Below are 25270 nucleotides of genomic sequence, written 5' to 3'. Positions count from 1 at the left end.
GCCGTTATTCCAGCAGCCGTGCCCAGCCCTGCATGCCGTCCAGGCGTGCCAGCACCAGCTTGATGCATACCAGCAGCGGCACCGCCAGCAGCAGCCCGATCATGCCCCAGGCCCAGCCGAACACCATCAGCGCCAGGATCAGTACCAGTGGCGACAGCTTCATGCGACGGCCCAGCACGATCGGGGTCACCATCTGCCCTTCCAAGGTGTGCAGGCCCAGGTAGGCGGCGGCCGGCAGCAGGGCCTGCAGCGGGTCGCGGAACTCGACGAAGCCCATCAGCAGCATCAGCGCCACGCCGATCAGCGGGCCCACGTAGGGGGCGAAATTGAGCAGTGCGGCCACAGTGCCCCACAGCAACGCCTCCTGCAGGCCGATGCCGAGCAGCATCAGCACGCCGGCGAACACCAGGCCCACCAGCGTGTTGATCACGCTGATGGTCAGCACATAGCGCGAAACCTCGCGCTCGATCGAGCGTAGGATGTCACTGGTGAATCGCTGCTGCTGGCGGTTCGGGAACAGGGCGATGGCCGCGCGCTGCAGGCTCTGCCCATAGATCATGAAGAACAGCGTGAGCAGCACCACCGCCAGCACCGAGGCGGCCAGCCGCGGCGCGCGGGTCAGCATGCGATAGGGGTCGTCCATCTGGGTGCGGATCACCTGCACCTTGTGGTTGCTGTCACCACCGGCCACGCGGGCGAAGTTTTCCGCCGCCTGGTTGGCCTGCTGCACCGGTTTGGTCAGGTCCTGCACCTGGCGGGCGACCTTGCGCAGCTGCTGCGGTGCTTCCTGCGCCCATTCCATGGCCGGGCCGATCAGCTGCACCGCCAGCGAACCGGTCACGCCCAGCCCGGCGCCGAGGATCAGCAGTGCGCCGAGTGCGCGTGGAATCCACAGCTTCTGCAGCAGGCGCAGGATCGGATTGCCGACCAGCGCGAAGAACATCGCCAGCAGCACCGGCAGGATGATGTCCTGTGCCGCCCACAGGGTGTAGCCCACCGCCAGAGTGGCCAGCACCACCAGCGACATCGGTCCGCGCGGGCGCGATGCGGGCGGCAGCGGAACGTCGGGCTGTTCGGGGCCGGCCGGTGACGGGGACAGGAGGGACTCGCTCATCGACGCACCAACCGGGAAGGGGAGCGCATTATCCGCCGGCCGCGATCGGCGCGGCGGATTCCATGGTTCAACGTTCGGACAGCTCGGTGGCCGCTTCGGCCGGACGCGGTCCGCGCAGGTCCGGTTCCGGTCCTGGCTCCGGCACGGAGCGTGGTGCCGGTGCCGGCCGTGCTTCGGCAGCGGAGGCCGCCGCCTGTGCCTGTTCGCTGGCCTCGTCGGCTTCTTCGGCCGCGTCGTCGGCGGTGGCTGCGGCCTGCGCCGCCATCGCCGTGGCGAACGCCGCCTGTGCACTGGCGAACAGGTTCGAGACCGAGCCCACCATCTGCAGCCAGCGGGCACCGTTGACCTTGCCCGGCACTTCCAGCTTGCCGGCGATGAAGCCACCGGCCAGGCCGACCACCACGATGCGCAGCGGCGACCAGCCTTTTCGCCAGACGTCGCTGAGCGTGGACCAGTGGTCCTGGGTCTCGCCCAGACGCACGGTCACCACCTGTTCGCAGCGTTTCACCCGCCGTTGCAGCGCGCCGAACTTCATGGCTTGCCCTCGGGCAGCTGCACCTCGGCATCGGGATCGTCTTCGCTGGGTTCGTCGAACAGGCCCAGGCGTGACAGCTGGCGCCGGGTAGCGTGCATGCCGGTGTGGTGGAAGAAGTAGGACACCCGCCAGATCGCATAACCGGTGACGGCCAGGCTCAGCAGCGAGGTGATCAGCAGGGCCTGCAGCCAGCTCAGGCCCCAGCTCTGCAGCAGGGCGATGAGGGTGGCGGCCATCAGCAGCCAGGCCGAGGCACCGAACACGATCGCCACGCCGGCCCAGGCCAGTGCACGACCGAACGCACTGCGTGCCATCGCGAAGTCGGCCGAGGCCAACCGGCGCAGCGAGCGCAGCGTGTGCTTGGCCGAATCGGCAGCGGCACGACCGGCCGCACCGACCTGGCGGATGCTCTCATCCAGCGGCGGGGTGGCCGCTGGATCAGGGGCTTGCGCGTTGTCTTCGCTCACGCCGCGGCTTACTTGTCGCTGCTGCCGCGGGCCAGCTTGGCGATGATCCAGCCGGCAGCGAAGGCAACACCGAACGAGGCCAGCGGACGTTCACGGATCAGCTCCGCGGCGCTGTCGATCAGGTCCTTGCCCTTGTCCATCAGCGCATCCACCTGCTCCTTGGCGGCGGCACCACCGAACTCGGCGGCGGCCAGGCCGGACAGTGCGCTGTCGGACAGTTCAGCCTTGACGTTGGCTTTGCCGATGCGAAGCTCGTCGGTCGCTGCGCCGGTTGCACCCTTGATTGCACCGCCGGCGGCCGACGCGGCCTGCTTCAGGTGGGAACCGGCTTCACCCAAGTGTTCCTTCAGGTTCTCGGTATTGGTGGGGCTCATCGAATCACTCCTGTTGCGATGGGGGAACGGGTGTCGGCGGTGCCGACCTGGACTGACAGCAATAGCATTGCCGGGGTATAGGGGGTGTTACGGCAGGGCGATCAGCGCATCACGAGCTGGCCCTGCTGCTGGCCATTGTTGCGCAGCACGCGTATCACCAGGGTCGGCGGGCGCTGCTGGAAGTTGGCGCGCCAGCTGGCCAGGTCGGCGAATTCGCCCACCGTGGCATCGGTGATGATGTCGCCCTGCTGCAGGCCGTTGCTGGCCGCGCGGCTGCCGCGCTTGACCTCGCTGACCAGCACGCCGCCGACACCGGACTGGCGCAATGACTCGGGCAGGTCGACGAAGGTGGCCCCGGTCAGGCGCGGGTCCAGGCTCTCGCCGGTGACCGCGCGCGCCTGTTCCTTCAACGTTGCCTTGATCTGCAGCGGCTTGCCCTCGCGGCGCACGTCCAGCGTCAATGCGCTGCCGACCGCGGCCAGGCCTTCCACGTTGTGCAGGGCTTCGGCGCTGTCTACACGTTGGCCGTTGGCCGAGACCACCACGTCGCCCGGCTTCAAGCCGGCGGCGGCGGCGGCCGAACCGGCCAGCACGCGCGTGATCAGCGCACCACGGGTTTCGCCCAGGCCCAGGCCCTGCGCGATCTGCGCGGTCAGGTTCTGGCTTTCCACGCCCAGCGTGCCGCGCACCACCACGCCGTGCTTGACCAGCTGGTCGACCACGCTGCGTGCCAGGTTGGAGGGAATCGCCAGGCCCAGGCCGATGTTGCCGGCCATGCTGCCCTGCGGGTTGAAGCTGGCGGTATTGATGCCGATCAGCTGGCCCTGCAGATCGACCAGTGCGCCACCCGAGTTGCCCGGGTTGATCGACGCATCGGTCTGGATGAAGTTCTGGTAGCCCAGCCCGCGGATACCGCTGCGGCCCACCGCCGAGACAATGCCCGAGGTGACCGTCTGGCTGAAGCCGAACGGGTTGCCGATGGCCACCACGAAGTCGCCTACCCGCAGCTGGTCGCTGTTGCCGAGCTTTATGTCGGTCAGGTTCTGCGCCGGGATGCGGATCAGCGCGATGTCGGTGTCGCGGTCCGAACCGAGGAATTCGGCCTTGACCGTGCGCCCGTCGGCCAGTGTCACCTGTACGTCATCGGCGTTGTCGATGACATGGTGGTTGGTCAGTACCAGGCCCTCCTTGGCGTCGATGATCACGCCCGAGCCCAGCGATTCGTTGATGCGTTCCTGCGGGATGTCCGGGAACAGGCGGCGGAAGAACGGGTCGTTGAAGAAGGGGTTGCGCACGCGCACCACCTGCTTGGTGTTGACGCTGACCACTGCCGGCATGGCCTTCTCCAGCATCGGTGCCAGCGACGGCACCGCCTGTCCGGCTACCGAGGCGGGCAATGCCGCCGTGGTCGGCAGCACCGCTGGCAGCGGCGCGGCATCGGCACGGTTGTCCAGGTGGGCATTGATGCCGGTGGCAACGAAGCCACCGAAGGCGGCGGCGATTGCGAGCGTGAGCAGGGTGGGAAGCGGTCGCATGGGAGTCGGTTCGCTGGCGTGGGTGGGGGCGGTTCGGCCCTACGGTAAAACAAGCTGAATGAGTGTGTCGCGATCTGGATAAATGCGCCATGAAAACCGGCGCCCGGAACGTGGGTCGGCATCGCCATCTGTGGGGCGGTACCGACAGCATAGGGCGTGCTTCTCAACGTGCCGACGTCTGCCGAAGCGCATGTGGATACAGGCCGATACTTGCGCAGTTCTGCGCATCCTGGTGCCGCGATGCGCCATATCGCACGCCTTTCGCTGTATTCGGACTTGTGCACGCAGGCAGCACCTGCCGCTACCCGGATCGTGCGGCGCAGCACTGAAAAAAAGGGGTTTCCTGTCAACCCACTGTGCTCGCGAGGGCGCCCGGCTACACCATTGCCGTCGCATCAGATGCGATTGCTCGCGCGCGCCCCGTTCCACGATCGTCAATGTCGGTATAGCATCGCCCCGTTTTGATACTTAAGGCCCCCAGGAGGGCAACATGAGCAACGGTAATGGTGTGTCGGTCGTGACCGACGCCGTCGAGAACGTCAAAGAAACCGCCACCAACGTTGGCGAGACCATCGCCCACGCTGCCGAAGACGCAGTGAAGTCGGTCAAGAAGACCGTCAAGCGCGCCACCAAGGCTGCCGGTACCCGCGTTGCCAAGGCCAAGAAGGCCGTGGCCAAGGTCGAGAAGACCGTTGCCAAGAAGGCCGAGAAGGCTGCCAAGTCGGTCGGCAAGACTGTTGCCAACGCCAAGAAGAAGCTGGAAGCCGCCAAGAAGAACGCCAAGGCCGAAGCCGCTGCCCTGAAGAAGGAAGTGGCCAAGAAGAAGGCAGCTGCAGGCAAGGCTGTGACCAAGAAGGCCGCCGCTGCCAAGAAGACCACCAAGGCCGCCACCAAGGCTGCCGGCAAGAAGGTCGCTACCGTGAAGAAGGCCGCCACCAAGAAGGCTGCCGTCGCGAAGAAGACCGTTGCCAAGAAGACCGCGGCCGCCAAGAAGGTTGTCGGCAAGAAGGTCGCTACCGCCAAGAAGGCCGTGGCCAAGAAGACCGTCGCCGCCAAGAAGGTCGCTGGCAAGAAGGCCGTGGCTGCGAAGAAGGTTGTCGGCAAGAAGGTTGCCGCCACCAAGAAGGTCGCCACCAGGAAGACCGCGGCCGCCAAGAAGGTTGTGGGCAAGAAGGCTGCTGTCGCCAAGAAGGCCGTCGGCAAGAAGACCGCCGCTGCCAAGAAGGTTGTCGGCAAGAAGACCGCCGTTGCCAAGAAGGCAGTTGGCAAGAAGGTTGCCGCCACCCGCAAGACGGTCGCCAAGAAGGCTGCGCCGCTGAAGAAGGTCGCCGCCAAGAAGGCTCCGGCCAAGAAGGCCGTGCGCAAGGTCGCCAAGCGCAAGTAATCGCGCCGTGACCGAAGGCCCTGCCACCCCCCGGGTGGTGGGGCCTTTCGCGTTTCTGGGACGCGGTCTGGGGCAAGATGCAGGTTGTTCCCGCCGGAGCCCCGGGCATGCGTGGTATCGACTTCAGTTCCTGGCAGGGCGTGCTGTCCACCTTGGCCGGCCTGGTCCTGATCACCCTGCTGGGCGTGGGCATCCGCCTGCTGGTGATGCAGACCCTGCAACAGCGCCGCGAGCGCGAGAACCGGCAGATCAACGAACGGCTGCGCACGCTGATGGCGGCCTACAAGACCCTGGGCGGTTCGTTCACCGGCGAACTGGGTGTGGATCCCAGCCATCGCCGTGACCTGCGCCAGCGCGAGGATGCCGAGGGCATCGCCGAGCCCCGTTCGGATCGCGCGCGCCGCATCCGTGATGCCGTTGAAGCGGCGTTGTCGGACATCCTGCTGCTGGGCACCGACGAACAGGTGCGGCTGGCCGCGCGTGCCGCCAATGAACTGGCACAGGGGCGGCCGGTACATACCCACGAACTGGTGGTCTCGCTGCGCGACTTCGTGCGCGAAGCGCTGGATCTGGCGCCGATTCCGGCCGACCTGCAGATACCGCCGCAGGGGCCGACCCGGCCGGGTGGCGCCAGTGGCGGCGGCAAGGGCCGCAACGAGGGCGATGCCAAGGGCGGTCGCGCGGGTGGAGGAGGTGGCGGTGGCGGAATGGGCGCTGGCATGGGGGGTGTCGGCCTCGGCGCCGGCGCCGCTCTGGGCGCCGGCCATGCGTCTGCCAGCGATGAAACGGACGCGCGCTGAGCACGTCCGCCCGGTTCAGCGCGTCAGCTCGTAGAGCGGCACGAAGCCGCCGTAGATCATCCGCGCGCCGTCGAACGGCATCGGATTCTTCGCAGGATCAAACCGCGGGTCATCCATCATCTTCTTCATGCCGGCGTCGCGGGTCGGCTTGTCCGGCCATTCGATCCAGGAAAACACCACCGTCTCGTCCGGCGTGGCTTTCACTGCGCCGAAGAAGTCGGTGGTCTTGCCGTGCGGCACGTCATCGCCCCAGCACTCGACCACGCGCAGCGCGCCGTATTCGATGAAAACGGGATCCCCTGTGCGTGCGTGGGCGAGGAACTTCTCCTTGTTGGCGGTGGGCACCGCCAGGACGAAACCATCGATGTAGCTCATTGCCTGCCTCCGGATGGACCGTGCCGCATGCACGGCCTTCAAGTACCCGACGAACCAGGGCGTCGTGGATCGACATCCTGCAACCGACAGTCGTTGTGCCGATGAAATGCACGCGCGCCGCGCGCGTATGCCAGAGACAGCCTGAATCAAGCCAAAAAATTCAGCAATGCGAAGAACGCTGTTTTCAGGGAGCGTTGTGGCGAATAACGGAGAATTTACATTCCCGATGCGATGGCGCCCTGGCGCTGCTGCACACCATAAGAAAGTAAAAGGTGTACCCCCATGAAGAATTCGCTGATTGCTCTGGCCCTGGCCGCTGCCCTGCCGTTCACCGCCTCGGCTGCTGAGAACCTGTCGTACAACTACGCCGAAGCCGACTACGCCAAGACCGATATCGACGCGTTCAAGGCCGACGGCTGGGGCGTGAAGGGTTCGTACGGCTTCCTGCCGAACTTCCACGCTTTCGGTGAGTACAGCCGCCAGGAAATCGACCACACCAACATCAAGCTGGACCAGTGGAAGATCGGCGCCGGCTACAACGTTGAAATCGCCCCGACCACCGACTTCGTTGCCCGCGTTGCTTACCAGAAGCGCGACCAGAAGCACGGCCTGGACTTCAACGGCTACAGCGCTGAAGCGGGTATCCGCACCGCCTTCGGTGCCCACGCCGAAGTCTACGGCATGGTCGGTTACGAAGATTTCTCGAAGAAGCACGGCATCAATCCGGAAGGCCAGTGGTACGGTCGCCTGGGTGGCCAGGTCAAGCTGAACCAGAACTGGGGCATCAATGGCGAGCTGAAGATGAACCGCGACGGCGACAAGGAATACACCGTCGGCCCGCGTTTCAGCTGGTAATAGCTTCCTCGGCGCGCCTGCGCGCTGAAGATGCCTCGACAGGCCCGGCGCATGCCGGGCCTGTTGCGTTGTGACGACCCGAAACCGCAGCTGAGCATGTTCCGGGGCCGCTGCTGCGTTGCAATAAATTGGATTCCGCTGCTCCCGGCGCGGGCCTACGGTGGGCACTTCGTACCGTCGGATCCATGTGATGCCGCCTGCCGTTCCCGCTCTGCCCCTCGATCGGCCCCGCCGCCTGGCAATGCTGGCGCCGCATCCCGTGCTGCGCCTGGGGGTGGAGGTGGTGCTTTGCCAGCACGGTGGCGTGCAGGTCTGTGGCAGCTTCACCCGCGAAGGTGATCTGCTCGATCTGCTGCAGCGCCAGCCGGATGGCATCGACCTGTTGCTGATCGACCTGCTGGCGCCGTGCGGACCCGAACAGGGCCTGGCCCTGTTGCGGCTGTTGTCGCGGCGCTGGCCGCTGCTGCCGGTGCTGGTGCTGTCTGCGCACTGCAATGCCAGCACGGTGACCATGGCGATGCAGGCCGGCGCGCGCGGCTTTCTGTCAAAGGGAACCACGCCGGAGATGCTGCGGCGCGCAGTTGACGTACTGGCGCGTGGCGGCCGCTTCGTGCCCCCGGAGTTGCGCACGCAGTTGAGCCGATCGCGCATGCGGCGCACACCGGCGCCGGTGCTCACGCCCTTGAGCCGACGCGAGCGCGAGGTGCTCCGGCTGGTCCTGCAGGGCTGCACCACCGGGGAGGTGGCGCGGCGCTTCGGGCGCACGGCCAGTACGGTCAGCACGCAGAAGCGGACCGCCTACGAGAAGCTGGGCATCCACAGCGATGGTGAGCTGTTCCGCATCCGGCACCTGCTCGAATGCGGATGAGCGGGCTTACTCGCCCTGGTACTGTTTCTCTTCCACCAGCGCCGAACCGGCCACGCGGTTGATCTCGTTCTTCACCTGCACGCGCTCACCATTGGTGCCATAGACACCGCGTGCCAGCTGGATGAAGGCATCGTCGAATACCTGGGCCGCTTCCTTGTCGCGCAGCTGGTCCTGGATGTCCCACATGCGCTCGTTGATCGCCTTCAGCTGCTGCTGCAGCGCGGCCAGGGCCGGCTGTGCCTGCAGCTGCTGCTGCAACAAGGGCAGCAGGCCGTCCAGTTCGGTGCGCACGTTGGCCAGTTTGGCCGCATCGTCGATGCGCTCGGCCTTGATCTGGAGAATGGTGATCTTGTCGATCAGCTCGCCGATCGATACCGGGGTCAGGATGGCGTCCACGCGGTTGGTTCCTGGAAACAGGGCGCCATGATACCGCGCTGCTGGCATGTGGCCCCGATCCGCGGGATTTACGCCGAATTTGCGCCACGGGCCCGGCAGCACCCTCGATCCGTTACGGCCACCGCCTCGACACTGCGTTCCCGGCGGCGTGACCGCCTTCGACGAGGAACACAGTGCAGTGAACAGCAAGGGGATGATGGCGGCGGTGGTGGCCGCCCTGGCAGGGCTGCTCGGAATCGGCAGCGCGCAGGCACAGGTACAGGTCAGTGGCAGTGCGGCGTTGACCAGTGACTACGTGTGGCGTGGCAGCTCGCAGAGCGACGGCGACCCGGCGGTGCAGGCGGGCGCGAAGGTTTCGATCCCATCGGGTTGGTACGCCAGCGTGTGGGGCTCCAACGTTTCGTTCAAGCCGGACAACGGCGCGCGCAGCGAGTTCGACCTGGTGGCGGGCTGGTCCGGTGCGCTGGCCCCGGACTGGACACTGGATGCCAACCTGACCCGCTACATGTACCCGGGCACCGGCCGCGCGCTGGACTGGACCGAACTCAATACCACCGTGACCTGGAAGCAGCGCGCCTGGTTGCAGGTCGCCCATTCCAGCGATGCATTGGCCGGCGGCCATCGCGGCACCTATGCCCAGTTGGGCGTGCGGGTACCGCTGCACGAGCGGTTCCGCCTGGAGGCGGCGGTGGGCCAGTATTGGCTGGCCACCGCGCAGGGTCCGGATTACCTGCATGGCCAGCTCAGTGCCATCGCCTCGCTGACCCAGGCATGGGAGCTGCGTGCCACCGTGCATGACACTGACAGCGCGGCCAAGCGCCTGTTCCCGGGCAATGCCGGGGGGCGTTGGGAGCTGGCGCTGCAGGGCAGCTTCTAGTTCGACGACACCGCCTGGCGCGCACGCAGCGCGCCGGGCAGCCACAGCAGCAGGGCCAGCACGGCCACCGTGGCACCGGCCACGCAGACGCCGGTCCAGCCGAAGCGCTGGTAGACCTGCGCCGACAACAGCGAACCCAGCGAACCGCCGATGAAGTAGCCGGTCATGTAGCCTGCATTGAGGCGGTTGCGTGCGGCCGGTTGCAGTGCATAGATCAGGTTCTGGTTACTGACGTGCAGCAGCTGCGCGGCCAGGTCCAGCACCACCACGCCGACCAGCAGCGCCAGCAGCGAGTGTGCCGACAGCCCCAGCGGCAGCCACGAGAGCAGCAACAGCAACAGCGCGATGGCGGTGGCGCGGCCGGTCTGCCCGCGGTCGGACATGCGGCCGGCCAGGCCAGCCGCCAGCGTGCCTGCGGCGCCGACCAGTCCGAACAGGCCGATGGTGGCGTCGCTGTAGGCGTAGGGCGGTTGTGCCAGCAGGAACGCCAGTGGCGTCCAGAAGATCGCGAACATGGCGAAGCTGCAGGCGCCAAGCAGCGTGCGCTGGCGCAGCACCGGTTCCTGTACGAACAGCACACCGATCGAGCGCAGCAACGCGAAGTAGCCAAGGCCGGCGCTGTGGTGGAAGCGCGGCAGGCCGCGCTGCAGTGCCAGCGCGGTCAGCACCAGGGTGCCGGCGGCGATCGCGTACACCAGGCGCCAGTCGCCCAGGCTGGAAAGCAGGCCGGCCACGGTACGTGCCAGCAGGATGCCCAGCAGCAGGCCGCTCATCAACGTGCCGACCACGCGACCGCGATGTTCCGGCGCGGCCAGCGTAGCGGCAAACGGCACCAGCACCTGCGCCACCACCGAGAACAGGCCGGTGATCGCGGTGCCTACCAGCAACCAGGCCAGCGACGGCGCGCAGGCACTGATCACCAGCCCGCCGGCGGACAACAGGCTCATCACCACGATCAGGCGGCGGCGTTCGAACAGGTCTCCCAGCGGCACCAGCAGGATCAGTCCGGCGGCATAGCTCAGCTGTGCGGCAGTAACCACCATGCCAACCTGGCCGAACGGCACACCGAAGGCATCGGCAATGGTGTGCAGCAGCGGCTGCGCATAGTAGTTGCTGGCCACGGCCACGCCGGTAGCCACCGACATCAGCAGCACCTGCCATCGGTGCAGAGGGGGGAGGGACGGACTCACGCGGTGTTCCAGAGAAGCGGGGTGCACAGTGTCCGCCTGCTGCAGCGATGATGGAAATGAATCATCATCATCCCTGTCATCTGGAAACGAGATAGCAGGGTGAACCTCAAGCAGCTCGAGTTTGCCGTCGCCCTGGCCGAGGAAGGCAACTTCACCCGCGCCGCCGAACGCTGCCATGTGGTGCAGTCCGCACTCAGCCACCAGATCGCCGCACTGGAGCAGGAACTGGGCACGCCGCTGTTTGAACGCCTGCCGCGCCAGGTGCGGGCCACCGCCGCCGGTGAGGCCATGCTGGTGCATGCGCGGCAGGCCTTGGCCAGCCTGCGCCATCTGCGTGCCGACGTGGCGGCGGTGAGTGGCGAGGTGCGCGGGCTGCTGGCGATCGGGCAGATTTCCTCGCTGACTGGCATCGACGTGGTGGCGATGCTGGCCGCCTTCCAGCAGGTGCACCCGCAGGTGGAATTCCAATTGCGGGTCGACAAGAGCGAGGACCTGATCGCGCAGGTGCAGTCGCGCGACCTGGATGTGGCGCTGGTCGGGTTGGCACCCTCGGTCGGCCTGGACGGGGTCTGCCACCAGATGCTGCAGGAAGAAGACCTGGTGGCGGTGCTGGCGCCGTCGCACCGCCTGGCCCGGCGCAAGGGGCTGCCATTGACCGAATTGCAGGACGAGGCGCTGGTCGACTTCCCGCGCGGCACTGGTGCGCGGCGGCAGACCGACGATGCCTTCGCCGCCGCTGGCCTGCCGCATGCGGTGCGCTTCGAGGTCAATCTGATGGAACTGATCGAGCGCTTCGTCCGCCATGGGCTGGCGGTCGGCATCGTGCCGGCGTTGATCGCCGAAGGCTTTGAAGGCGTGGTGCGGATTCCGCTGCAGCCAACCCCGACCCGCCGCGTGCACCTGGTCTGGCAGCGGCTGCCGACACCGGCGGCGCGGGCGTTCGTCGAGGCCGTGCTTAGCCGCGCAGGCGCAGGCTCAGGCCCTTGAGGAAATTGCGCAGCATCTGGTCCAGGCAACGCCGGTAGTTGGTGTGGCCGGGCTGGCGGAACAGCGCGCCCACTTCCGACTTGGACACGTTGAAACCGGCGCTGGCGAAGATCTCCATCAGATCGACGTCGCGCAGCTGGAACGCCACGCGCAGCTTCTTCAGCACCAGGTTGTTGTCGATGCGGGTTTCCACCGCACGCTGCGGCTGGCTCTCGTCGCGACCGCGCAGGTGCACGATCAGGCCATCGAGGAAGTGCGCCAGCGCGCTGTCGTTCATCGCCTCGAAACCGGCTTCGTCCTCGCGGCGCAGCCAGGCCTTCACCTGCTCGGGATCCACGGCGAAGGCCGGGTCGGCCATCTGGCACAGGGTCACCACGTGGTGGTCGCCCAGATCCAGGGAGTAGCGCACGCTGCGCAGGACATCGTTGTTGATCATGGCCCAATTGTACCGGTCACCCCGGCAGGAGGGGCCGGATCTGGCCGATCAGGCAACGCAACCCCCCGCCGACGGTGCCAGAATGGGGGTCTGGTTTTTCCCCCTGGAGTTGCCTGATGACCCGCACTGTCCTGATTACCGGCGCCACGTCCGGCTTCGGCGCCGCCGCCGTCCACCGCTTCGCCCAGGCGGGCTGGAAGGTGATCGCCACCGGCCGCCGCGGTGAACGCCTGCAGCCGCTGGTCGAGCGCTACGGCAAGGACGTGGTGCACGCGGCTGCCTTCGACATCCGCGATCCGGTGGCGATGGAAGCCGCGTTGCTGGCACTGCCGCCGGCCTTCGGCGAGATCGATCTGCTGGTCAACAATGCCGGCCTGGCGCAGGGCACCGCGCCGGCACAGAGTGCCAAGCTGTCGGACTGGACCACGATGATCGACACCAACATCACCGCGCTGGTGACCCTGACCCATCGCCTGCTGCCGCAGCTGGTGGAGCGCAAGGGCGCGATCATCAACATTTCCTCGGTGGCCGGCGTCTACCCGTATCCGGGCGGCAACGCCTACGGTGGCACCAAGGCCTTCGTCAGCCAGTTCTCGCTGGGCCTGCGTTCGGACCTGCATGGCACCGGCGTGCGCGTGACCACGATCGAGCCGGGCATGGCCGAAACCGAGTTCACGGTGGTGCGTACCCATGGCGACCAGGCGGCGTCGGACAAGCTCTATACCGGCGCCAACCCGATGACCGCCGAAGACATCGCCGAACAGATCTTCTGGGTAGCCAGCCTGCCGCCGCACCTGAACATCAATCGCCTTGAACTGATGCCGGTCAGCCAGTCCTTCGCCGGTTTCCAGGTCGCCCGCGAAGGCTGACGGTCGTTTGTAGAGTCGAGCCATGCTCGACTCCACAGAAACAAAAAAAAGCCGGGCAATGCCCGGCTTTTTCGTTCACAGCGGCAGGCTTACTGCGCCTTGATCGCCATCGCCTGCAGGCCGGTGCCGTCCAGCTTCTGCTTGGCTTCGGACAACTCGCCGGCACTGCCATACGGCCCCATGCGCACGCGGTACACGGTCTTGCCGTTGATCTGCGCCGATTCCACGCGTGCCGCCAGGCCCATCATCGCCAGCTTGGCCTTGGTCGCTTCGGCATCGCCGGAGGCACCGAACGCACCCGCCTGCAGGATGTAGCGGGCGTTGTCGGCGGCGGCCGGTGCAGCAGCGGCCGGGGTACTGGCCGCGGTCGGCGGGGTTTCCGCGCGCGCTGCCGGAGTGGCGGCGGCGCTGCTGGTCGACGCCGTCGGCGTGCTGGCCGGAGGCGTTGCCGCTGCCGGGCGTTCGCTCAGCGGTGCCGGCAGCGGACGGCTGGTGGCGGTTACCGGTGCGGTGCTGGCCACGCTGGCGGTTGCTGTCGGTGCCGGTGCAGCGGCTGCGGCCGGAACCGGCTTGCCTTCCAAAGCCGCCTGCGCGCGCTGCGCTTCGGCCTTGGCCCGGCGCTGGTCTTCGGCACGCGCGCTGGCGGCCAGTTCGGCGTCGGACATTTCAACTTCCTTGCCCGGCAGCAGGGTGTAGAAGTCGTACTGGGTGGCGGCCGGCTTCTCCGGTTCGGCCGGCTTCGGCGTGGCCGGCTGCGCGGCCGGCTGCGCGCCAACATCGCTGTCGGCATCCGCGACCGGGGCCGGCTGCGCGTTCGGGTTCGGCTGCGGACCGGCGCGAAGGAAGCCATCGCCTTCGCCCTTGAACAGGTTCGGCGCCGCCAGGAACACCACGGCTGCAATCGCCACGCCAGCGACCAGCCACACCCATCCGGGTGTTCCCTGGCTGCTGCTGTTGCGTCGTGCCTGGTTTTTGCCGCGTCGTGCTGCCATGTGTACTGCGTCTCCTGATGCTTACATTTTTTCCGGGGCGCTGACGCCCAGGAGTTCGAGGCCGTTGGCCAGCACCTGGCGCGCGGCGCAGGCCAGGGTCAGCTTGGCGTTGCGGTCGGCGGCGTCATCCACCAGCACCGGCGTCCCGTGATACCACGTGTGGAACGCGTGCGCCAATTCACGCAGGTACTGCGCCACCAGATGCGGTTCCAGCGCCACGCCGGCCGCCTCCACCACTTCCGGGTACCGCGAGATCTCGTTCATCAGCAGCAGCGAAGCGTCGTCGGCCAGGCGGCCGAGGTTGGCCAGGCCGTTGCCCTGTTCGTACATCAGGCCCTTCTCCTGCGCCTGGCGCAGCAGGCTGCAGACGCGCGCATGCGCGTACTGCACGTAGAACACCGGGTTGTCGTTGCTCTGCTGGCGGGCCAGGTCGATGTCGAAGGTCAGCTGCGAATCGGGCTTGCGCGCGATCAGGAACCAACGGGTGGCATCGCGGCCGGCTTCCTCGATCAGGTCGCGCAGGGTGAAGTAGCTGCCGGCACGCTTGGACAGCTTCACTTCCTCGCCGCCACGCATGACGGTGACCATCTGGTGCAGCACGTATTCCGGCCAGCCCTGCGGAATGCCCACTTCCATCGCCTGCAGGCCGGCGCGCACGCGCGCCAGCGAGCCGTGGTGGTCGGCACCCAGTTCGGTGATCGCGCGCTCGTAGCCGCGCTGCCACTTGGACAGGTGGTAGGCCACGTCCGGCACGAAGTAGGTGAAGGTGCCGTCGGACTTGCGCATCACGCGGTCCTTGTCGTCACCGAAGTCGGTGCTGCGCAGCCACAGCGCGCCACCTTCTTCATAGGTATGGCCCGACGCCTGCAGCTTGGCCACCGCTTCGGCTACCTTGCCGTCGGCGTACAGCGAGCTTTCCAGGAAATAGATGTCGAAGTCGACGCCGAACGCGGCCAGGTCCAGGTTCTGCTCGTTGCGCAGGTAGGCCACCGCAAACCGGCGGATCGCCTGCATGTCGTCCGGGTCCTTGGCGCCGACCACGGTGCTGCCTTCCAGGTCGACGCTGGCGCCGGCCATGTAGGCGCGGGCGACGTCGGCGATGTATTCGCCGCGGTAGCCACCTTCCGGCCAGCCGTCCTGGTCCGGCGCGATGCCCTTGATCCGCGCCTGGGTGGACAGCGCCAGGTTCTCGATCTGCACGCCGGCGTCGTTGTAGTAGAACTCACGCTTGGCGTTCCAGCCGTTGGCGTCGAGCACGCGCGCCACGCAGTCGCCGATCGCCGCCGCGCGGCCATGGCCGACATGCAGCGGGCCGGTCGGGTTGGCTGACACGTACTCCACGCCCACCGTGCGGCCATTGCCGGACAGATTGCGGCCGTAGTCGTGGGCTTCCTTGATGACCGAGGCGGCTTCGCGCTGGTACGCGGCCGGGGCCAGGTGGAAGTTGATGAAGCCGGGGCCGGCGATCTCGACCTTGCTGACGTCCTCGCTGCGCGGCAGCGCCTCGACCAATGCCTGTGCCAGTGCGCGCGGATTGCTGCGCGCGGCCTTGGCCAGCAGCATCGCGGCGTTGGTGGCGAAGTCGCCGTGGTCGCGGGTCTTCGGGCGCTCGACCACGAAGTCCGGCGGCAGGGAGTCGGCGGGCAGGGTGCCATTGGCGCGCAAGGCTTCGATGCCTTGGCTGATCAGGGCGCGGAGGAGATTTTTCACGAGGCCTGCTGTGAGAATGAGCGGCGGAATCGCCCATTTTAGCGCAGATACCCGCGCCCACGCTGACCAGAACATGCCTGTGGGGGCGGCCGATGGCGCCTGAAGGGGCCGTGCTCAGCCGAACAGGCGCGGCTGGGGCGCGGACAGAAGTCCCCGTTCAGCAAATGAAACGGGACGGCCCTCGCCCACCACGAAGTGGTCCAGCAGGCGCACGTCCACCATCGCCAGCGCCTGCTGCAGTTCGTCGGTGATGCGGGTATCGGCGCTGGAGGGTTCCGGGTCGCCGGAAGGGTGGTTGTGGCTGAGGATCACCGCCGCTGCGTTGTGCAGCAGGGCGCGCCGCACCACTTCGCGGGGGTAGACCGGTGCGGCGTTGATGGTGCCGTGGAACAGTTCCTCGCAGGCGATCAGGCGGTGGCGATTGTCCAGGAACAGGGCCATGAAGATCTCCCGTGCCTGCCCCCGCAGGCGGTGCTGCAGATAGCGTCCGACCGCGGCCGGGTTGTTGCCGACCGCTTCGCCGTGTTCTAGCTCGGCGGCCAGGTAGCGGTGGGCCAGTTCCAGCCCAGCAACCAGGGTACAGCTGCGCGCCGGACCCAGCCCGGGCAGGCGCGCCAGCTCCCGCGCGGGGCGATCGAGCAGCACCCGTAACGGGCCATGCGCCTGCAGCAGGTCGCGCGCGGTCTGCACGGCATCGCGGCCACCGAACCCGGAGCCGAGAAACAGGGCCAGCAGCTCGGCGTCGGAAAGTGACGTGGGCCCGCGCGCGATCAGCTTCTCGCGGGGGCGTTCCTGTTCGGGCCAGTCGTGGATGGGCATGCCTGCATCATCGCCAGCTTCGGCGGCATCTCCCATCGGGGCTTGCCGCGGGCCCGGGTCGGTCGATGCCTCAGTCGCGCCGGGTCTGCAGGTAGTCGAACAGTTCCTGGTTGTTCTGCAGGCCCAGCTTGCGCTTGGCTTCGGCCTTCTGCCGGCTGATGGTCTTCGGGCTGCGCCCACAGCGCTCGGCGACCTGGTTTACATTGAGACCGGCCGCCAGCAGTTCCAGCACTTCCTGTTCGCGTGCCGACAGCGGCGCCGGCTCGCGCGGAAACAGCAGGTCGCGTGCCTGCAGGTGGTGGCGCAGCTGCTGGGAGACGAATACCTGCCCCGCCATCGCGGCGTTCAGCGCCTGGGGCAGTTCGGCGAAATCGGCGCACTTGTCGACCAGGCCACTGATGCCCTCCCGCAGCAGTCCGTCCAGCAGGCCGGGATGACGGGCGCCGGTCAGCACCACCACCGGCAGGCCAGGGCAGCGCATGCGCAGCGCGTCGATCAGCTCCGGACCGTCCGGGCCGGCACCCGGCATCGAGAGGTCGGTCAGCACCGCATCGCAGTCGTGCTGGTCCACCAGCTCCAGCAGCTGGGCGCCGTCACGCGCACTGCCGACGATGTCCATCAGGTGGGTCTGCAGCACGACACGGATGCCATGCAGGACCACGGGATGGTCGTCGGCGATGATGATGCGTGGATGCACGAGGCTCCTCGAAGGTCGAACAGGCCACGGCGGGCGGCAGCCAATGCCTGATTCTGCAAAAGCACAGAGACGTAGGGGTATAGGAAAGGTCCGAAACTGTTACCGGGTGAATCCCGGGTCAACGCAGGCGGATTCCATCTGCTGATAGCCGCCCGCTATGTGCGCCCTGTACCGGGACATTACCGGCCATCGGGTAAGCTAGCGCCCTCGTTTGCACAGGAATTCCAGGTGGCTGACTCCCCCAACGCTTCCCCCGCGCCGGCGCGCGCGCTGGAAGGTCAGAAACTGCTGTTGTGTGTCGGAGGCGGGATCGCGGCGTACAAGGCGCTGGAACTGGTGCGGCGCCTGCGCGACGCCGGTGCCCAGGTGCAGGTGGCGATGACCGCCGGTGCCCAGCAGTTCGTCACTCCGCTCAGTTTCCAGGCCCTGTCCGGGCAGCCGACCCGCACCACGCTGTGGGACAGCGCCGCCGAACAGGCCATGGGCCACATCGAGCTGGCCCGCTGGGCCGACCGCATCGTGGTCGCCCCGGGGACCGCCGATCTGCTGGCCCGGCTGGCGCAGGGCCATGCCGATGACCTGGTCAGCACGTTGTGCCTGGCCAGCACCGCGCCGTTGACGATCTGCCCGGCGATGAACCACCGCATGTGGCTGCATCCGGCCACCCAGGCCAACATCGCCCTGCTGCGCCAGCGCGGCGCGCAGGTGATCGGCCCGGTCGACGGTCCGCTGGCCGAGGGCGAATCCGGTCCCGGCCGTCTGGCCGAGCCCGGCGACATCGTCGCCGCGCTGGCCGCCAATGGCAGTACCACGGCGGCGGCTGCCGCACCGGAAACCCGCGCGCTGCAGGGCCTGCGCCTGCTGATCAGCGCTGGCCCGACCTATGAAGACATCGATCCGGTGCGCTACGTCGGCAACCGCAGCAGCGGCAAGATGGGCTTTGCCCTGGCCGCGGCCGCCGCGACGATGGGCGCCCAGGTGGTGCTGGTCAGCGGCCCGGTGCAGCTGCCGACGCCGCCCGGCGTGCAGCGCGTGGACGTGCGCTCGGCCGCGCAGATGCGCGATGCCGTGCTGAAGTCGCTGCCGGCCGACATCTATATCGGTGCCGCCGCGGTGTCCGACTACACACCGCGCCAGGTGGCTGCGCAGAAGCTGAAGAAGACCGCCGACAGCCAGTCGCTGGTGATCGAGCTGGTGCGCACGCCGGACATCCTGGCCGAAGTCGCCGCGCAGACGCAGTCGCTGAAGCTGGTGGTCGGCTTTGCCGCCGAAACCCACGACGTGGAGAAGTACGCACGCGGCAAGCTGGTCGACAAGCGCCTGGACCTGGTGATCGCCAATCAGGTCGGCATCAGCGGCGGCGGTTTCGAGAGCGACAACAACGCCGCCACTGCCTTCTGGCAGGACGGTGAACAGGTATTCCCGGCCACCTCCAAGCGCGAGCTGGCCGAACAACTGCTGGCGCTGATCGCGCGGAGACTCCAGGCATGACCCAGGCTTTCACTTCCCAACCGCTGCAGGTCAAGCTGCTCGATCCGCGCTTCGGCGACAGCTGGCCGCTGCCGGCCTACGCCACCGAAGCCAGCGCCGGCATGGACCTGCGCGCGGCGCTGGATACCGCGCTGACCCTGCAGCCGGGCGACACCGCGCTGGTGCCCAGCGGCCTGGCCATCCATATCGCCGATCCGCACCTGTGCGCGGTGATCCTGCCGCGTTCCGGGCTGGGTCACCGCCACGGCATCGTGCTCGGCAACGGCACCGGCCTGATCGACGCCGATTACCAGGGCCCGCTGCTGATCAGCGTCTGGAACCGTGGCCGCGAGGCCTTCACCATCGAGCCGGGCGATCGCATCGCGCAGCTGGTGGTCGTGCCGATTGCCCGCGTCAGCCTGCAGGTGGTGGATACTTTCACCGACAGCGTGCGGGGAACGGGTGGATTCGGCCATACCGGGGTGCGTTGACAGGGGACATCGATGAGCGGCATCGGGGAAGGACAGCGGGGACGGTCGTTGGGACGCAGTGCGCCACTACTGGGGGTGCTGCTGGTCCTGCTGGCTGGCTGGTTCGGATGGAGCGCGGTGCAGCAATGGCGCCAGGAGGCCAACGGCCAGGCGCTGGAAGCTGCGCGTGACCAGGCTGTGCAAGGCCTGCAGGAGGCCGCTGCCGGCCAGCTGAAGCAGCTGCAGCAGCAGCTGAAGAACGAGCGCGTGCAGCAGGCGCTGCAGGCCGGCGATGCCGCTGCGGCGGCACTCGCGGTCCGCGAGAGCTGGACCGGCGTCGAGCACGCCGAAGTACTGACCGCCGATCTGGCCAACGCCTACGCCGACCCGGCGACCTTCGGCTATGCCCGGTTGGCGCTGCTGGAAGCCGCATTGGCCGAGACCGGCCCCAGCCTGCGCGTGGTCCGCGATGGGGGTGGCAATCGTCTTGGCCTGGCGGCACCGGTGCCGCTGGGCAGCCTGGGCCCGGCAGTGCTCTACGTGCGCCAGCCATTGCTGCGACTGACCTCGCCGCTGGACCAGGTGAGTGCGCCATCGGCCGGTTTCCTTGGCCTGCGCCAGGGCGCGCATGACCTCGTCGCCCAGGGCGATGCCAGCCTGGCTGAAAGTGCCGAAGCATTGGCGCGGCCGATTCCGGGTACGCCGTTGCGGCTGGTGGCCGCGGTACCCAATGTCGAACCCGGTCCGCTGGGCCTGGGTTCGCTGGCCAGCGCCATCGTTGCGCTGCTGCTGGCGTTCATCGCCGTGCTGCTGGTGGTGGGTCGCGGCCGCCTGCCGAAGACGCTGCCGCTGCCGCGCCGTGCGGCCGTGGCGGAAGCGGATCATGGCCCGACCCTGAGCGAGAGCCTGCAGATGGCGCCGCCGCCGGTGGCCGAGGCCAGCACAACTGAAAGTGCACCGCCGCCCCCGCCGCCGGTTCCGGCCGAGGAACTGGCGGCCGGTATCTTCCGCGCCTACGACATCCGCGGCGTGGTGGGCAGCCAACTGACGCCGAAGACGGCGGCGCTGATCGGCCAGTCCATCGGTACCGTGGCACTGGAGCAGGGCCTGCGCGAGGTGGTGATCGGCCGCGACGGCCGCCTGTCCGGCCCGGAACTGGCCGCAGGGTTGGCCGAGGGCCTGAGGCGCGCCGGTTGCGCGGTGATCGACATCGGCCTGGCACCGACCCCGGTCGTGTACTACGCCGCCTTCCATCTGCGCACCGGCACCTGCGTGGCGGTCACCGGCAGTCATAACCCGCCCGAGTACAACGGCTTCAAGGTGGTCATCGGCGGCGAGACGCTGTCCGGCGATGCCATCACCGATCTCTACCAGCGCATCATCGAAGGCCGCCTGGTACAGGCCGCCGAGCCGGGCGATTACCAGCAGCGCGATGTCAGTGCCGACTACATCCAGCGCATCGCCGACGACGTGCAGCTGGACCGCCCGTTGAAGGTCGTGGCCGATGCCGGCAACGGCGTCGCCGGTGCGCTCGCACCGCAGCTGCTGGAAGCGATCGGTGCTGAAGTCATTCCGCTGTACTGCGATGTCGACGGTACCTTCCCCAACCATCATCCCGACCCGAGCGAACCGGCCAACCTGGAAGACCTGGTGCAGACGGTCAAGCGCTTCGGCGCCGACCTCGGTGTCGCCTTCGATGGCGATGGCGACCGGCTGGGCGTGGTCACCGGCGAAGGCAGGATCATCTATGCCGACCGCCTGCTGATGCTGTTTGCCGCCGATGTGCTGATGCGCAACCCCGGCGCGATGGTGATCTACGACGTGAAGTGCACCGGCAAGCTGTCCGACCACGTGCTGCGCAATGGTGGCAGCCCGCTGATGTGGAAGACCGGGCATTCGCTGATGAAGGCGAAGATGCGCGAGACCGATGCAGAGCTGGCCGGCGAGATGAGCGGCCACTTCTTCTTCAAGGAGCGCTGGTTCGGTTTCGACGATGGCCTGTATGCGGCGGCGCGCCTGCTGGAGATCCTGGCCCAGCGCGAGGAGACCCCGGATGAGGTACTGGCAGAGCTGCCGGAGATGGTGGCCACGCCGGAGCTGAAGGTGCCGGTGGCCGACGGTACGTCACATGCGCTGGTGGCGATGCTGGTGGCGGCGGCGCAGTCACCGGACAACCCGTATGTGGGCGGCCGCCTGTCGACCATCGACGGCCTGCGTGTGGACTTCCCCGATGGCTGGGGCCTGGTGCGTGCCTCCAATACGACGCCGGTGCTGGTGCTGCGCTTCGAGGGCAACGACGAGGCGGCACTGGAACGCATCCAGGCGCTGTTCCGCAGCCAGCTGCAACCGGTGCTGGGCGAGACCCCACTGGGGTTCTGAGGTGGGGCCGGGCTGCGCCCGGCACCCGCCGAATCAACGTCAACGTCAAAGGCCGGCTATCCGTGGGATGGCGGGGCGGTGTCGGAGTGCGGGGACGCAGCAAGTACGTCCCTGTAAGCTTGGCAGCCGCATCCATGCGGCTGACACCCCGCACTCCGACACCGCCCCACCCCTGACAATGTCCTGGAGCTGTTGGTAGGTGTCGACCTTGGTCGACACAGTAGATCCACGCCATGCGTGGATGTTCTTCCGAATTCGCTTTGGTGGGTGTCGACCTTGGTCGACACACCCTCACCCCTTGAACCGCAATCCCACGCCCGGTTCGGTGAACAGGTAGCGCGAATCCAGCGCCGAATCACCCAGCTTGTGCCGCAGCTTGCCGACAAGGATGCGCAGGTAATGGGTGTCGTGCTGGTGGGTCGGCCCCCAGATCTCCTGCAGGATCTGCGGCTGGGTCACCACGCGCCCGGCATTGCGCAGCAGCAGCGACAGCAGCGCGTATTCCTTGCGCGTCAGTGCCACCGGCTCGCCATCGAGTGCCACTTCACGGCGCACCAGGTCCACATGCAGATGGCCATCGTCGAACACCGGCGGGGTGCCGTCGCTGGGCACGCTGCGCGTGCGCAGCAGCGCCCGTACCCGCGCCATCAGCTCCTGGGTACCGAAGGGTTTGGTCACGTAGTCGTTGGCGCCGTTGTCCAGCGCCCGCACCTTCTCGGTTTCGCCGGCGCGAACGGTCAGCATGATCACCGGCACCTGGCTCCATTGCCGCAGCTGCTCCAGCACCTCGTGGCCTTCCATGTCCGGCAGGCCGATGTCCAGGATCACCAGGTCCATGTCTTCGCTGGCGGCCATCTCCAGGCCTTCCTGGCCGGTCGCGGCCTGCCGTACCTGGTAGCCCTGCGCGCGCAGGCTGATATCCAGGAACCGGCGGATCTGGGTTTCATCATCGATCACCAGCACGCGCGCGGCCGGCACGCTGGCATCAATCGGGGTCGGGCTCATCGTGGGAGGCTGGCTTGAGCAGGGGCAGGGTGATGCGGATCAGGGTACCGCGACCGTCGCGTCCGGGCAGCGCCTGCACGCTGCCGCCATGCGCGCCGATCATGCCCTGGCAGATGGTCAGGCCCAGACCGGTGCCGTGGCGGCCGCGGTCGCCGCGCTCGACGCTGTAGAACATGTCGAAGATGCGCGCACGCTCGTCATCGGGAATGCCGGGGCCGGCATCGATCACGTCGATGCGCAGCTGGCCGTCCAGCTCGCGCGCCTGCACCTGCACGGCGGCATCGGGCGGCGAGAACTTGGCCGCGTTTTCCATCACATTGAACACGGCCTGCTCGACCAGCGCCGGGTGCACCCAGATCGGCGCCAGCGTGGAGGGAATATCCAGCTCCAGCCGTACCTTGGGCTGGTAGCGCTGCAGGCGCCGCGCCGCCGAGCCGATCAGTTCGTCCACGCCGATCCAGTCGCGGTTGATCTTCAATCCTTCGTGGCCGAGGCGGGTCATGTCCAGCAGGTTCTGGATGTAGCGGTCCAGCCGTTCGCCCTCGACCAGGATGGTGTCCAGCAGGGCACGGCGATCGGCTGTATCCATCGCCGTACCGTAGCTGGCCAGGCTGTCGGCCGAACCGATCATCGCCGCCAGCGGCGAGCGCAGATCGTGCGATACCGAAGAGAGCAGGGCCGAGCGCAATCGCTCGGTCTCGTTGCTGACGTGGGCCTGTTCCAGTTCGGCCACCAGCCGCGTGCGCAGCGCGGCCTGCGCGATGTCATCCACCATCGCTTCGGCCAGCTGCCGCTGCTCGGGCAGCAGGCGCGCCTGCGCGCCGGGCAGATACAGGCCGGCCACGCCGATCGCGCGGTCTTCGCCATCCAGCAGCGGCAGGAACCACCATTGCGCGCCGGCCAGAGTGTCGGTGAAGCGGCCGCTGGGCTGGCCGTGGCGCAGCGCCCAGTCGGCGGCGGCCAGATCGGTATCGCCAGGCTGGCTGCGGCCACCAGTTGCGGTATCGGCGCCGATCCGCAGCCACGCCGGCACGTCCATGGCCTGTTCCAGTGCATGCCGACCCGCCTGTGCCACCTCTCCGTTGCCGGCGGCACTGGCCAGCTGGCGGCCCAACTGCTGACGCGCACGCGCATGGCGGTTGGCGGCACGCAGCGCGATCACCTGCATGCGCAGGCGCGAGGCCAGGCGTCCGGCCACCAGCGCGGCGGCCAGGAACAGGAACACGGTGATCACGCCCTGGCGCGCGCCGATGGCGAAGGTGAAGCGTGGCGCGATGAACAGGAAGTTGTAGGCCAGGAAGCACAGGATCGCCGCCATCACCGCCACGCTGGCGCGGGTGCGCGCCGCCACCAGCACCACCGCGACGATGAACACCATCGACAGGTCGGCCATGCCCACCCAGTGTTCGGCCAGCCACGCCACCGCACAGGCCAGCGCGGTAGCGATCAGGGCTTGTGCCGGTTCATGACTGATACCGCGCATTGGCGGCAGCAGGCTCTCGCGGCGCGAGCGTGCGCGTGCCTGCGGTGTGCTGATGATGGTGATCTCGTAATGCGCGCCACGCTGGATCAGCTGCTGGGTCAGGGTGCGGTTGAACATCCGTGCCAGTGGACGTTCGCGGGTCCGGCCCAGCACCAGGGTCGACACGCCGTTGTGTGCGGCATGGTCGAGCAGGGCATCGGCGATGCTCGATCCATGCAGCAGTTCGGCGTCGCCGCCCAGCCGCCTTGCCAGCGCAAAGGCCGCATCGATCTCGCGCCGGGTCGCCTCGTCCTGGCGCCGGCCCTGCACGGTCACTACCGTCCACGGCGCGTCACGGCGCTCTGCGATGCGCCGCGCCACGCGCACCAGGTATTCGCTCTGGCCGCCGCCATCAATGGCCACCAGAACGCCGCGACGCAGGGGCAGATTGCCTTCGCCACGCGCGGCGCGGGTTTCGCGCAGGCTGCTGTCGACGCGGTCGGCGGCCTCCTGCATCGCCAGTTCGCGCAGCGCGGTCAGGTTGGCCGGTGAGAAGAACGCCTGCAGTGCCTGTGCGGCCTGTTCGGGCACATAGACCTTGCCCTGCTGCAGGCGCGCGATCAGTTCGCGCGGCGGCAGGTCCACCAGCACGATGTCGTGCAGTCGGTCGAGCACACCGTCCGGCACGGTCTCGCTGACGCGTACGCCGGTGATGCGCATCACCACATCGTTGAGGCTTTCCAGATGCTGGATGTTGACCGTGGTCCAGACGTCGATGCCGGCGTCCAGCAGCTCCATCACATCCTGCCAGCGCCGCTCATGGCGGCTGCCCGGCGCGTTGCGATGGGCCAGTTCATCCACCAGTACCAGCGCTGGGTGCCGCGCGAGCACGGCATCCAGGTCCATCTCCTGCAGGGTGTGGCCGTGGTAGGCCACCGCTTTCAGCGACAGCTGCGGCAGGCCCTCCAGCAGCGCCTGGGTATCGGCGCGGCCGTGGGTTTCCACCAGCCCGACCACCAGGTCAACGCCGCGGCGCAGCTGTTCCTGCGCGCGGGTCAGCATGGTGTAGGTCTTGCCCACGCCCGGCGCCGCGCCGAGGAACACGGTCAGCTTGCCGCCGGCTTCGCGTTGCAGGCCTTCGACCAGGGCATCGGCCTGGCGGGTACGCGCATCAGTCATGGGTGCCGCTGTCATGCCCGCCATT

Annotated in this window: 25 protein-coding genes; 10 read left to right on the top strand and 15 right to left on the bottom strand. The window is 67.8% G+C overall.

The window, feature by feature from the left end; translation table 11 throughout:
• Positions 1 to 4: 4 nt before the first annotated feature.
• The 5 genes from N5D45_RS08450 to N5D45_RS08430 all read right to left on the bottom strand — a co-directional run bounded on the left by N5D45_RS08450 (position 5) and on the right by N5D45_RS08430 (position 4025).
• Positions 5 to 1114, bottom strand: coding sequence for an AI-2E family transporter (locus N5D45_RS08450; RefSeq protein WP_010486939.1), 1110 nt, complete (start codon positions 1112 to 1114; stop codon positions 5 to 7).
• 67 nt (positions 1115 to 1181) lie between these two features.
• Positions 1182 to 1649: a hypothetical protein gene (locus N5D45_RS08445; RefSeq protein WP_019337636.1), complete on the bottom strand. Its 468-nt coding sequence runs from the start codon at positions 1647 to 1649 to the stop codon at positions 1182 to 1184.
• Complete coding sequence (locus tag N5D45_RS08440) at positions 1646 to 2116, bottom strand: phage holin family protein (RefSeq protein WP_010486934.1); 471 nt, start codon at positions 2114 to 2116, stop codon at positions 1646 to 1648. Before N5D45_RS08440 ends, N5D45_RS08445 begins: the two co-directional genes overlap by 4 nt.
• 8 nt (positions 2117 to 2124) lie before the next feature.
• Positions 2125 to 2490: a hypothetical protein gene (locus tag N5D45_RS08435; RefSeq protein ID WP_010486932.1), complete on the bottom strand. Its 366-nt coding sequence runs from the start codon at positions 2488 to 2490 to the stop codon at positions 2125 to 2127.
• Positions 2491 to 2591: 101 nt separating this feature from the next.
• A complete protein-coding gene (locus tag N5D45_RS08430; protein ID WP_049455509.1) occupies positions 2592 to 4025 on the bottom strand; it encodes a Do family serine endopeptidase in 1434 nt (477 codons plus the stop codon).
• 490 nt (positions 4026 to 4515) lie between these two features.
• On the opposite strand from N5D45_RS08430, the gene N5D45_RS08425 reads away from it, so the two are divergent.
• On the top strand, positions 4516 to 5409 hold the full coding sequence (locus tag N5D45_RS08425; protein ID WP_049435203.1) for a hypothetical protein: 894 nt from the start codon (positions 4516 to 4518) through the stop codon (positions 5407 to 5409).
• 107 nt (positions 5410 to 5516) lie between these two features.
• On the top strand, positions 5517 to 6209 hold the full coding sequence (locus tag N5D45_RS08420) for a hypothetical protein (protein WP_010486925.1): 693 nt from the start codon (positions 5517 to 5519) through the stop codon (positions 6207 to 6209).
• Positions 6210 to 6224: 15 nt separating this feature from the next.
• Here the strand turns inward: N5D45_RS08420 and N5D45_RS08415 are convergent, their stop codons facing one another.
• Entirely contained in the window at positions 6225 to 6584 is a 360-nt protein-coding gene (locus N5D45_RS08415; protein ID WP_279938735.1) for a DUF1428 domain-containing protein, read from the bottom strand.
• A 282-nt stretch (positions 6585 to 6866) separates the two neighbouring features.
• Here N5D45_RS08415 and N5D45_RS08410 point away from each other — a divergent pair, with 282 nt between their 5' ends.
• Both N5D45_RS08410 and N5D45_RS08405 read left to right on the top strand, forming a co-directional pair.
• Positions 6867 to 7439: an Ax21 family protein gene (locus N5D45_RS08410; protein ID WP_010486919.1), complete on the top strand. Its 573-nt coding sequence runs from the start codon at positions 6867 to 6869 to the stop codon at positions 7437 to 7439.
• A 190-nt stretch (positions 7440 to 7629) separates the two neighbouring features.
• Positions 7630 to 8307, top strand: a complete 678-nt coding sequence (locus N5D45_RS08405; RefSeq protein WP_049403468.1) for a response regulator transcription factor — start codon at positions 7630 to 7632, stop codon at positions 8305 to 8307.
• Positions 8308 to 8313: 6 nt separating this feature from the next.
• Here the strand turns inward: N5D45_RS08405 and N5D45_RS08400 are convergent, their stop codons facing one another.
• Positions 8314 to 8703 (bottom strand): DUF6165 family protein, encoded by a 390-nt coding sequence (locus N5D45_RS08400; protein WP_010486915.1) that lies wholly within the window; start codon positions 8701 to 8703, stop codon positions 8314 to 8316.
• Positions 8704 to 8881: 178 nt separating this feature from the next.
• On the opposite strand from N5D45_RS08400, the gene N5D45_RS08395 reads away from it, so the two are divergent.
• Complete coding sequence (locus N5D45_RS08395; RefSeq protein ID WP_053443780.1) at positions 8882 to 9580, top strand: TorF family putative porin; 699 nt, start codon at positions 8882 to 8884, stop codon at positions 9578 to 9580.
• Here the strand turns inward: N5D45_RS08395 and N5D45_RS08390 are convergent.
• A complete protein-coding gene (locus N5D45_RS08390; RefSeq protein WP_345782124.1) occupies positions 9577 to 10725 on the bottom strand; it encodes an MFS transporter in 1149 nt (382 codons plus the stop codon). The two genes, N5D45_RS08395 and N5D45_RS08390, sit on opposite strands and share 4 nt — an antisense overlap.
• A 144-nt stretch (positions 10726 to 10869) precedes the next feature.
• Here N5D45_RS08390 and N5D45_RS08385 point away from each other — a divergent pair, with 144 nt between their 5' ends.
• Complete coding sequence (locus N5D45_RS08385; RefSeq protein WP_279938734.1) at positions 10870 to 11757, top strand: LysR family transcriptional regulator; 888 nt, start codon at positions 10870 to 10872, stop codon at positions 11755 to 11757.
• On the opposite strand, the gene N5D45_RS08380 is transcribed toward N5D45_RS08385, so the two are convergent.
• A complete protein-coding gene (locus N5D45_RS08380; RefSeq protein WP_279938733.1) occupies positions 11726 to 12193 on the bottom strand; it encodes a DUF1456 family protein in 468 nt (155 codons plus the stop codon). The genes N5D45_RS08385 and N5D45_RS08380 overlap by 32 nt on opposite strands.
• A gap of 116 nt (positions 12194 to 12309) precedes the next feature.
• Between N5D45_RS08380 and N5D45_RS08375 the strand changes: the two genes are divergently transcribed.
• Positions 12310 to 13062, top strand: a complete 753-nt coding sequence (locus N5D45_RS08375; RefSeq protein WP_019337645.1) for an SDR family NAD(P)-dependent oxidoreductase — start codon at positions 12310 to 12312, stop codon at positions 13060 to 13062.
• 89 nt (positions 13063 to 13151) lie between these two features.
• Here the strand turns inward: N5D45_RS08375 and N5D45_RS08370 are convergent, their stop codons facing one another.
• The 4 genes from N5D45_RS08370 to N5D45_RS08355 form a co-directional block, all read right to left on the bottom strand.
• Positions 13152 to 14054: an SPOR domain-containing protein gene (locus N5D45_RS08370; RefSeq protein ID WP_057503854.1), complete on the bottom strand. Its 903-nt coding sequence runs from the start codon at positions 14052 to 14054 to the stop codon at positions 13152 to 13154.
• 21 nt (positions 14055 to 14075) lie between these two features.
• A complete protein-coding gene (argS, locus tag N5D45_RS08365) occupies positions 14076 to 15764 on the bottom strand; it encodes an arginine--tRNA ligase (RefSeq protein ID WP_164193139.1) in 1689 nt (562 codons plus the stop codon).
• Positions 15765 to 15878: 114 nt separating this feature from the next.
• Positions 15879 to 16583 (bottom strand): DNA repair protein RadC, encoded by a 705-nt coding sequence (gene radC, locus N5D45_RS08360; RefSeq protein ID WP_029550913.1) that lies wholly within the window; start codon positions 16581 to 16583, stop codon positions 15879 to 15881.
• A gap of 70 nt (positions 16584 to 16653) precedes the next feature.
• Positions 16654 to 17280 (bottom strand): response regulator transcription factor, encoded by a 627-nt coding sequence (locus tag N5D45_RS08355; protein ID WP_164193136.1) that lies wholly within the window; start codon positions 17278 to 17280, stop codon positions 16654 to 16656.
• Between the two features lie 228 nt (positions 17281 to 17508).
• Between N5D45_RS08355 and coaBC the strand changes: the two genes are divergently transcribed.
• From coaBC to N5D45_RS08340, 3 genes are read left to right on the top strand one after another with little or no spacing between them, the layout of a single operon-like run.
• On the top strand, positions 17509 to 18771 hold the full coding sequence (coaBC, locus tag N5D45_RS08350; protein ID WP_010486895.1) for a bifunctional phosphopantothenoylcysteine decarboxylase/phosphopantothenate--cysteine ligase CoaBC: 1263 nt from the start codon (positions 17509 to 17511) through the stop codon (positions 18769 to 18771).
• Positions 18768 to 19241, top strand: coding sequence for a dUTP diphosphatase (gene dut / locus N5D45_RS08345; RefSeq protein WP_005411999.1), 474 nt, complete (start codon positions 18768 to 18770; stop codon positions 19239 to 19241). The genes coaBC and dut overlap by 4 nt, the downstream gene beginning before the upstream one ends.
• Before the next feature lie 12 nt (positions 19242 to 19253).
• Complete coding sequence (locus N5D45_RS08340) at positions 19254 to 21599, top strand: phosphomannomutase/phosphoglucomutase (RefSeq protein ID WP_164193133.1); 2346 nt, start codon at positions 19254 to 19256, stop codon at positions 21597 to 21599.
• Positions 21600 to 21890: 291 nt separating this feature from the next.
• Here the strand turns inward: N5D45_RS08340 and N5D45_RS08335 are convergent, their stop codons facing one another.
• Positions 21891 to 22604, bottom strand: a complete 714-nt coding sequence (locus N5D45_RS08335; RefSeq protein WP_019338804.1) for a response regulator transcription factor — start codon at positions 22602 to 22604, stop codon at positions 21891 to 21893.
• Positions 22585 to 25245, bottom strand: coding sequence for a sensor histidine kinase KdpD (locus N5D45_RS08330; RefSeq protein WP_010486887.1), 2661 nt, complete (start codon positions 25243 to 25245; stop codon positions 22585 to 22587). Before N5D45_RS08330 ends, N5D45_RS08335 begins: the two co-directional genes overlap by 20 nt.
• Positions 25246 to 25270 lie beyond the last annotated feature (25 nt).

The sequence above is a fragment of the Stenotrophomonas sp. GD03819 genome (assembly GCF_029841665.1).
Taxonomy (GTDB): domain Bacteria; phylum Pseudomonadota; class Gammaproteobacteria; order Xanthomonadales; family Xanthomonadaceae; genus Stenotrophomonas; species Stenotrophomonas geniculata.
The sequence above is the reverse complement of the archived record's forward strand: the minus strand, read 5'-3'. Positions and strand labels throughout refer to the sequence as shown.

Bases quoted from the DNA above. Each gene is read 5' to 3' on its own strand.
- N5D45_RS08450 (WP_010486939.1), bottom strand. From the start codon at position 1,114: ATGAGCGAGTCCCTCCTGTCCCCGTCACCGGCCGGCCCCGAACAGCCC.
- N5D45_RS08445 (WP_019337636.1), bottom strand. From the start codon at position 1,649: ATGAAGTTCGGCGCGCTGCAACGGCGGGTGAAACGCTGCGAACAGGTG.
- N5D45_RS08435 (WP_010486932.1), bottom strand. From the start codon at position 2,490: ATGAGCCCCACCAATACCGAGAACCTGAAGGAACACTTGGGTGAAGCC.
- N5D45_RS08430 (WP_049455509.1), bottom strand. From the start codon at position 4,025: ATGCGACCGCTTCCCACCCTGCTCACGCTCGCAATCGCCGCCGCCTTC.
- N5D45_RS08425 (WP_049435203.1), top strand. From the start codon at position 4,516: ATGAGCAACGGTAATGGTGTGTCGGTCGTGACCGACGCCGTCGAGAAC.
- N5D45_RS08420 (WP_010486925.1), top strand. From the start codon at position 5,517: ATGCGTGGTATCGACTTCAGTTCCTGGCAGGGCGTGCTGTCCACCTTG.
- N5D45_RS08415 (WP_279938735.1), bottom strand. From the start codon at position 6,584: ATGAGCTACATCGATGGTTTCGTCCTGGCGGTGCCCACCGCCAACAAG.
- N5D45_RS08410 (WP_010486919.1), top strand. From the start codon at position 6,867: ATGAAGAATTCGCTGATTGCTCTGGCCCTGGCCGCTGCCCTGCCGTTC.
- N5D45_RS08405 (WP_049403468.1), top strand. From the start codon at position 7,630: ATGCCGCCTGCCGTTCCCGCTCTGCCCCTCGATCGGCCCCGCCGCCTG.
- N5D45_RS08390 (WP_345782124.1), bottom strand. From the start codon at position 10,725: ATGTCGGTGGCTACCGGCGTGGCCGTGGCCAGCAACTACTATGCGCAG.
- N5D45_RS08380 (WP_279938733.1), bottom strand. From the start codon at position 12,193: ATGATCAACAACGATGTCCTGCGCAGCGTGCGCTACTCCCTGGATCTG.
- N5D45_RS08375 (WP_019337645.1), top strand. From the start codon at position 12,310: ATGACCCGCACTGTCCTGATTACCGGCGCCACGTCCGGCTTCGGCGCC.
- N5D45_RS08370 (WP_057503854.1), bottom strand. From the start codon at position 14,054: ATGGCAGCACGACGCGGCAAAAACCAGGCACGACGCAACAGCAGCAGC.
- radC (WP_029550913.1), bottom strand. From the start codon at position 16,583: ATGCCCATCCACGACTGGCCCGAACAGGAACGCCCCCGCGAGAAGCTG.
- dut (WP_005411999.1), top strand. From the start codon at position 18,768: ATGACCCAGGCTTTCACTTCCCAACCGCTGCAGGTCAAGCTGCTCGAT.
- N5D45_RS08340 (WP_164193133.1), top strand. From the start codon at position 19,254: ATGAGCGGCATCGGGGAAGGACAGCGGGGACGGTCGTTGGGACGCAGT.
- N5D45_RS08335 (WP_019338804.1), bottom strand. From the start codon at position 22,604: ATGAGCCCGACCCCGATTGATGCCAGCGTGCCGGCCGCGCGCGTGCTG.
- N5D45_RS08330 (WP_010486887.1), bottom strand. From the start codon at position 25,245: ATGACTGATGCGCGTACCCGCCAGGCCGATGCCCTGGTCGAAGGCCTG.